The sequence below is a fragment of the Lacticaseibacillus yichunensis genome, assembly GCF_003946405.1.
GTDB classification, from domain to species: Bacteria; Bacillota; Bacilli; order Lactobacillales; family Lactobacillaceae; genus Lacticaseibacillus; species Lacticaseibacillus yichunensis.
Window position 1 is genome coordinate 20,338 of sequence record NZ_RHOG01000037.1, and the last position, 6,816, is coordinate 27,153.

6 protein-coding genes are annotated in these 6,816 nt (G+C 54.7%); 5 read left to right on the forward strand and 1 reads right to left on the reverse strand.

Features of this window, described 5'->3' with window-relative positions; genetic code table 11:
• Positions 1-42: 42 nt before the first annotated feature.
• Positions 43-978, forward strand: a complete 936-nt coding sequence (locus EKM95_RS10035; RefSeq protein ID WP_125698065.1) for an alpha/beta hydrolase — start codon at positions 43-45, stop codon at positions 976-978.
• Between the two features lie 49 nt (positions 979-1,027).
• Here the strand turns inward: EKM95_RS10035 and nrdI are convergent, their stop codons facing one another.
• On the reverse strand, positions 1,028-1,480 hold the full coding sequence (gene nrdI / locus EKM95_RS10040) for a class Ib ribonucleoside-diphosphate reductase assembly flavoprotein NrdI (RefSeq protein ID WP_125698066.1): 453 nt from the start codon (positions 1,478-1,480) through the stop codon (positions 1,028-1,030).
• 159 nt (positions 1,481-1,639) lie between these two features.
• On the opposite strand from nrdI, the gene EKM95_RS10045 reads away from it, so the two are divergent.
• The 4 genes from EKM95_RS10045 to EKM95_RS10060 all read left to right on the forward strand — a co-directional run bounded on the left by EKM95_RS10045 (position 1,640) and on the right by EKM95_RS10060 (position 6,043).
• Positions 1,640-2,494, forward strand: a complete 855-nt coding sequence (locus tag EKM95_RS10045) for a hypothetical protein (protein WP_125698067.1) — start codon at positions 1,640-1,642, stop codon at positions 2,492-2,494.
• Positions 2,495-2,890: 396 nt separating this feature from the next.
• Entirely contained in the window at positions 2,891-4,036 is a 1,146-nt protein-coding gene (locus EKM95_RS10050) for a vitamin B12 independent methionine synthase (RefSeq protein WP_125698068.1), read from the forward strand.
• 22 nt (positions 4,037-4,058) lie between these two features.
• Entirely contained in the window at positions 4,059-4,532 is a 474-nt protein-coding gene (locus EKM95_RS10055) for an S-ribosylhomocysteine lyase (protein WP_125698069.1), read from the forward strand.
• 428 nt (positions 4,533-4,960) lie between these two features.
• The gene (locus tag EKM95_RS10060) at positions 4,961-6,043 is read left to right on the forward strand and encodes a DUF6287 domain-containing protein (protein WP_125698070.1); all 1,083 of its coding nucleotides are present in this window, start codon (positions 4,961-4,963) and stop codon (positions 6,041-6,043) included.
• The last annotated feature ends 773 nt before the right edge of the window (positions 6,044-6,816 follow it).

A 6,816-nucleotide genomic window follows, 5' to 3' on the forward strand; every position in this document is an offset into this window, starting at 1 on the left:
AGAATTAGCTGAAAATCCCCTGACAAGTAAAGGAGGTTCCCCATGCGTCATCGACATTACGGGACCACGGCAGTCTGTGTGGTCTGTTTATTGCTGAGTGCAGGCGTGTTCGGCGCCAGCCAATATTTTTATGATTATGCGTTTGTCCCGGCGAAAAAGACTTTTCTAAGTAGTCATGAACCGGCTCGTACCACCCGTGCAAAAACCTGGCTTGCCAAAGTGGAGAAGGAAACGTGGCACATGCAGGCGGCGGACAGCGACTTGCAGCTTGTCGCGGATTTCGTGCCGGCCGCAACGAAAACGGCGCGCACGGTGGTCATCGCGCATGGCTACATGAACACCAAGGAGGACATGGCGCCGCAGATTCAGCTGTTCCACGACGCCGGCTTCAACGTGCTGGCGCCGGATGACCGCGGCCACGGCCAGTCGGAAGGCGACTACATCGGGTATGGCTGGCCGGATCGGCTGGATTATTTGAAATGGCTCGACAAGCTGCTTGCACGGACTGGCGAAAATAGCCAGATCGCGTTGTACGGTGTGTCGATGGGCGGGGCGACGGTGATGTATTTGTCAGGCGAAAATCTGCCCAAGCAGGTCGGCTGCATCATCGAAGATTGCGGCTACACCAGCATCATCGACGAATTAGCATACCAGGCCAAGGCCATGTTCAAATTGCCGAAGTGGCCGCTTGTGCCGGCGGTGGCCCTGAACGCCTCCGTGCGCGCGAAGTACAACGTGTTTGACGCGAGTGCTGTCGCCGCGCTTCATCACAACACGCGCCCGATCTTCTTCATCCACGGCGCGAAGGATGATTTTGTCCCAACAAGCATGGTTTATGAAAATTTTGCGGCGACTGATGCCCCGAAGGAACTCTGGGTCGTCCCAGGCGCGGGGCATGCCAAGAGTGATGAAAAAGATCCAGTGGTTTATGCGGATAAAGTGGTCGGATTCATTAATGCGTATATGCCACCAGCATGACGGGGACCTCGAATTATTTTCGCGCTTGCGCGGAATAGTCTGTGGTTGATCAAATTGCTAATGTGTCCCGCATCACTTGATAAATATGAGCGGCATCTGCGTCAGTTCCGCGGAGCTCGTAATCTGCCAAAAATGGGGCATTGAATTCGGCGGCGTAGCGCTTGGCGGTCAGGCAATACTGCTCGTTGAAGTTACGATTGCCCGAACCAATGATGCCGCGGCACAGCTCGGCGTTCCCGGGTTCTGCCAGGTAGTCGCCCATCGCGGTGGTCATCAGTTCCTTGACGCCGTTATCGATACCGTTGCCGCCATCGAGATAGGTCGGCACGAGCACGAAAAATGGCTCGGTCTCGCCGGTCGATTGCGTGGCGTCGGAGATCTCTTTGAGCGCGATCAACGGCGCCTGGGCGTCGGTTTCGTGCGCGGCTTTTGCGAATTGCTGAAGATGCTGAGCGAAGGCCCGGGTGTTGCCGGAAATTGAGATAAATAAGACGTTGATCATGGTTTCCTCCTTGCGCCAAGTGCGGCGGCCACCTCATACTTTACCACGCTAAACGCAAGATGTCGTGGTAAAAGGCTGACGATGCACAAGATGTATTGCCGTGGGTTTTGCGCGGGCAAGCGCGTATTATAATAGAAGAAACACGAAAGGAAGCGCGACATGGCGAAGAAATATACCGCGACCAGCGCCGGTTGGCTGGCGTTTTTCTCGATCATCTATGGGGTCTTGCTCACGGTTTTTGCCGTCAGTCTCGGCCTTGCCCTGACGCTGGGCGAGCCAGCGAAACTCAGCGGGCAGCTCACGAGCCAACCAGCCCTTGGCGTCATCGAAAAAGACGCGAACCGAGTCGTGACAAAGACTGTCACGGATGCTGGCATCGCGCTTCCTGATGACGCTGAGTTGGTGCCGACTGCCGCGCTGAAAGAAGCGCTCAACACGGGCGTTCACGCGGCAGCGAAGATGAATCTTACCTATGACTATTCCGCGTTTACAAAAAAGGTTGCGACGCATACCGAAGCCGTGGTGGCGGAGGGCGGCAAGCCGTTGACGACGAAGCAGAAGACAGCCCTGACCACGGCCTTGGAGAAAATGATGGCCAAGCATGTGCGCACCGAGGTCATGCAGCAAGGTTATGGGACCGTGTATGGCTTTGTCGCGTTGACGCTTGAAACCGCGGCCATCGTTTGCGGGATTCTTGGCGCGCTGTGCCTTCTGATCATGGGCAAGAGCAGTCACTCCTGGCGCCGTTTCCTTGTGACGTTTGGCCGCATCACCTACATCATCGGCTTTGTCGGTGGTATTGCGGCGCTGGTCGTGGCGGTACCAAGCATTGCCGGGTCGATTCATTTCGGTGACCTGCATCCAGAGATCCTTCAGACGATGATCACGGGCTTTGCGGGGACGTGGCAAACGGTCGCCGGGGTTGTGATCTTGGTGGGGCTGTTGACGGCTGCCGTGGGCCATCTTTTCCGTGGGCCGAGTGGGGAAAAGACGGAGGCGGCAGCGGAAGCGTGAATGTCGCAGTTATCGAGGCGAAGCCCTGCTCACCCCTAAGCGCTCGGCTCCGCACCCTTTTAAAATCATTTGACGTTTCTCATTTTTCTGGTTACAATCTGGGTAATACATTAGACGAATGCTTTGCGGAGAAGAGTAACGCAGGCGCGACTGACAGTGAACCCGGCCGGTGGAAAAGGGACAGTCGCCAATGTGTGAAGATGAGCTCCAAATAGCAACGGGTCGGTTCACGCCGGCCCGCCGACTCGTGGCCGTTACCCCACCCGGTATAGATGTACCGCAGAGGCAGCTTCGGCTGTGAACAAGGGTGGCAGCGCGAGTGATCGCCCCTTGACCGTGAATGGTCGAGGGGCGATTTTTTTCGTCCTATGATAACTGATAAAGGAGCACGAGCAGATGGCTTGGCAAAAACCGACAATTAAAAAGGCATTAGATGCACCGTACCGCGCAGATCTGGTTGGCAGCTTGCTGCGACCAGCAGAATTGAAAGAGGCCCATGCCGCATTGGCGGCTGGCACAAAAACGCCAGAGGACGTGGCCGCGATTCAAAAGACCGCGATTCAACATATCGTTGATGAACAGGTTCGCCTTGGCTTCAAGGCAGTGACGGATGGCGAATTTTCCCGGCGTTATTGGCACCTGGACTTTCTCTGGGGCCTCGAGGGCATTGACGAAATCAAGCACGCCACCTATGAGCACAATTTTAAGGGCGACATCAACGCCGCGGCGAATGTTGAGCTGACCGGCCCGATCAGTTACAATCCGCACCACCCATTTTTCAAAGCGTACACCGAATTGCAGTCGCTGCTTCCGGAAGGCGTTGTCGCCAAGCAGACCATTCCGAGCCCGAGCCTGCTGTTCCGTGACCATCGCACAGACGGCTGGGAAAAATATTATGATAGCCGCGAGGAACTGCTCGACGCGATCGCGACGGCGTACGGCGATACGATCAACCAGTTCTACATTCTGGGGTGCCGCTACTTGCAGATCGATGACACCAACTGGGCCTACCTGATTCAAAACCTCAAGGATACGCAAAACGATATTGCCAAGCACTCGGAATTCGTGCAGCTCGCACATGATGCGCATGATGTGATCGAGGAAATGCTGGCGATGGCGCCACATGACATGGTGATCACCAGCCATATCTGCCGCGGCAATTTCCAGTCGACTTATCTGTTTGAAGGCGGCTACGAATATATCGCCGAATTCCTGCAAGACCTCAAGTACGACGGCCTGTTTTTGGAATATGACACCGAGCGGGCTGGCGGGTTCGCGCCGCTTGAAACGCTGTGGAATCATGATCAAAACAAGCGGATCGTGCTGGGCCTGATCACGTCCAAGTTCCCAGAGCTTGAGGATGAGTCGGCCATTCGCGCTAAGATCGACGCGGCCAGCCAATATGTCCCACTGGAAAACTTGGCGCTGTCCACGCAATGCGGGTTTGCCTCGACCGAAGAGGGTAACAAGGTCACCGAAGCGGATCAATGGGCAAAGCTGGCATTGGTTCAGAAAATTGCTGGTGACGTCTGGTCGGATTGATTTTTCGAAAGGAAGCAAGCACATGGCAAAAGTTGAAAGTTTCACACTGGATCACACAAAAGTTAAGGCCCCGTATGTGCGACTGATCACAGAAGAGCACGGGCCGCAGGGAGATACGATCTCCAATTACGATCTGCGACTGGTGCAGCCAAACGCTGCGGCAATCGATACGGCCGGCCTGCATACGATCGAGCATCTGTTGGCGTCGCTGCTTCGCGACCGGATGGATGGCGTGATCGACTGCTCACCGTTTGGCTGTCGCACGGGCTTTCATCTGATCATGTGGGGCGAGCATTCCACGACCGAGGTGGCTAAGGCGTTGAAGTCGAGCCTGGAAGCGATCGCCAATGACATCACCTGGGATGATGTGCCTGGCACCACGATCGAGTCCTGCGGGAACTACAAGGACCACAGCCTGTTTTCCGCCAAGGAGTGGGCGAAGCTGATCTTGAGCCAAGGCATTTCGGACGAGCCGTTCGAGCGGCACGAAGTCTAAATCTATTTCACAGCTCAACGTCGTCACGTTGGTAAAACGTGATGGCGGTGAGCTTTTTTATTTCCCGGGAAAAGTTGGCGACTGAGTTAGCAAGATCTTGACCTGCTAAGTGGCGACAGGGGTGGGACTTGCATATCTGCAAGATCCGGGCAATTTGGGTGGCTGCCGCCCCTTATTCGCTTGTGAGAAGATTGAATCTCACATAGACTGAGAAATAACGTACGTACCGTAATTTTGATATTAGTGAATCTGATCAGTTCACTGATGCTATTTTTGAAAATTATTTGGGGCGAATGCTGCGATACGCCGCGTCATTTTGTCTATTTATTGGAGGAGTTATTCATGGATTTTTTGAAAAAGATCAAACCGGCTTATCTGATCGCAATCGTCGCGGTTGTTGTGGTGGTCGGTGATGGCCTGTTGTTCGCATGAAGAAAACAGCGTTATTGATTGCTTTGATGTTACTGGGCGGGTTGGCAGTTGGCTGCGGCAATCGCGGTAGGGTGCCAGCTACTGCGCCGGCGCCGGCCAAATCGGCAAAGACGAGCACGCGCGTTAAGGGCGAATCCGGCAACACAAACAAGGGCACTGACGCATCCAAAACAGTCACCGCCAAGAATAAATCAACTTTCAAAGCGGCCACTACGAAGATGAATTTTTCACAGATCAAACGCGGCGATTATTCGAGTTTGATGGCGGGCAAGTGGACGCAGATCGCCAGCAGCATGCGGCTATACAATGGCACGAAGACTGCGCTGCACGCCGGTGGGAGCCGGAAGCTGACCGTCACGCAAGACGAAATCGCGGACGGGTCGATGCGGCTGCGCGGCGGGGACCTGCTGGACGCTGAAGGGACGCACAAGCTGGCCTTTCGCGAAAAGCAGGGACAATTGGCTGCCTCGCTTGTCGATCAGATGGTGGCCACCAACTGGGCAGTGGCCTTTTTCCCGTCCGGCACGACGAACGCATATCAGTCGGTGACCGGTGAGGCGAAAAACAAATACAACCTCATCCAGGTCTGGAACTCGATCAACGGGCAGACTGCTGTTTACGCCGAAAATGTGAGTGCGGCCGACTTGAAAGCATACATGGGCCTTGATGTGCGGGCGCTGGCCAAGGGCGATTATGCCAGCCTGATCGGGACATGGAAAAATCCAACCGATGGCGAAACGCTTGAGGTGGTCGACAAAATGGTGAAAAAGCCCGCCAATGTCAACTTGTCTGACTCTGAAGGCATTATGGTCGCCAATCAGGATTACCAAGGCCGACATGAGGTGATCATTGCCGGTAAGGTGGATCTGGATGGGTCGATGCAGGCCAGTATCGGCTACTTCATTGATCCAACCGAAGAGCCATCGAGCATGCAACCGCTCGTTCTTTTGCCCAAAGGCGTCCAGGCGCCAGCGCTTGGCGGGACGATCGAAGATGACTCTGACATGACCCGCGACCGTCTGATCCTAGGCGGCGGGCAAAGCGGATTTGCCCAACAGGCATACTACAAGGTAGATTAGCCAACCACAGGTACGGAATCGTGCATGACACGCGCAATACCGTATTGCTGTCTACCAAATAGTGTCAAAGGAGGTCATTCGCTTTTCGGTTTGCATTTCGGGGCCGGCACAGCGTTAAGTGTCGGCACCAATTTCAGGCCACGTGCGTCAAGCCGCGCAAATAGGCACCCCAGTGACAATTGCTGGGGTGCTTTTTGCGCCCCCAGGTCTGCGACGAAAAATAATGTGAAGGCGTCACACTGATGTGGCAGTTAACCAGCTGGGTGCTTGGCTGCCGCGATCTCTGAGATTGGAAATATCGAGAATCGTGCCCATCAACTATAAATTCGCAATCTCAGAGATCACACGATGCCGCGAGCATCAGATCATTCGGTCCCCGGGTCCGCGAATTTACCGTTTTTGATCTGAAAAGACAACACCCGCGGTCCCAGGGTCCGAAAGACAAGTCACGCCCCAGATAGTCGATGGTTAATAATGTGATGGCGTCACACTGATCTGGTAGTCGCCCACCGGGGTTTTCGCTTGCTGTGATCTCTGAGATCGGAAATGTCGAGAATTTTGCCCATCAACTATAAATTCGCAATCTCAGAGATCGCACGATGCCGCGAGCATCAAATCATCCGGTCCCCGGGTCCGCGCATTTACCGTTTTTGATCTGAAAAGACAACATCCGCGGTCCCAGGGTCCGAAAGACAAGGGGCGTGCGGACATTTTTTTGGACCGCCGTTTTGCTAAAGTGCACAACGACGGTGTTCGTTCAGGTTTTTACCTCC